Annotated in this window: 1 protein-coding gene; it reads right to left on the reverse strand. The window is 59.6% G+C overall.

Going from position 1 to position 651, the window contains the following annotated elements:
• Positions 1-651 (reverse strand): FecCD family ABC transporter permease (locus AB4Z23_RS27735; RefSeq protein ID WP_441361210.1); only part of this gene is annotated, 651 nt, incomplete at both ends.

Consider the following 651-nt stretch of genomic DNA (forward strand, 5'->3'; position numbering starts at 1 on the left):
ACATGCGGCACCATCAGACCGACGAAACCGACAGGACCACAAGCAGCCGTGCCCGCACCGGCAAGCAGCGTCACGGCGATAACCGTCATTGTCCTGGCACTAAGAATATTGGCGCCGAGCGAACGCGCCAGATCGTCGCCGAGCGCCACGGCGTTCAGTGGCCGGGCGGCAGTCAATGCAATCAAAAGCCCAGCGCCGATAAACGGGGCAACTGTCGTGACAATTTCCATATCCCTTCCCGCAATCGAGCCTATCGACCAGAAACGCATGGAATCGAAGGCTTGCGGATCGAGCAGTGTGATAGCGGAACCGATACCGCCGAGAACGGCCGACAGTGCGACGCCGGCAAGAACCATTCTTACCGGCGTCGCGCCATCCGAGCCGACCGCGCCAAGCGCATAAACCGCGAGCGTGACCGTGATAGCCCCCAGAAATGCAAACCAGAGATAGGAGTCTATGGAATAGAGGCCGAGCATACCGACCGCGAGTGTCACGAAGAAGGCGGTACCGGCATTGACGCCCAGTAAACCCGGGTCAGCCAGAGGGTTGCGCGTTGCCGCCTGGATCAGTGCACCAGATACACCAAAAGCCGCACCGCAAAGCAGACCAAGCAAGGTTCTCGGAAGGCGGTAATCATGCACTATGATGTGC

Origin of the sequence: Agrobacterium sp. MCAB5 (assembly GCF_052114365.1) — a bacterium.
Taxonomy (GTDB): domain Bacteria; phylum Pseudomonadota; class Alphaproteobacteria; order Rhizobiales; family Rhizobiaceae; genus Agrobacterium; species Agrobacterium tumefaciens.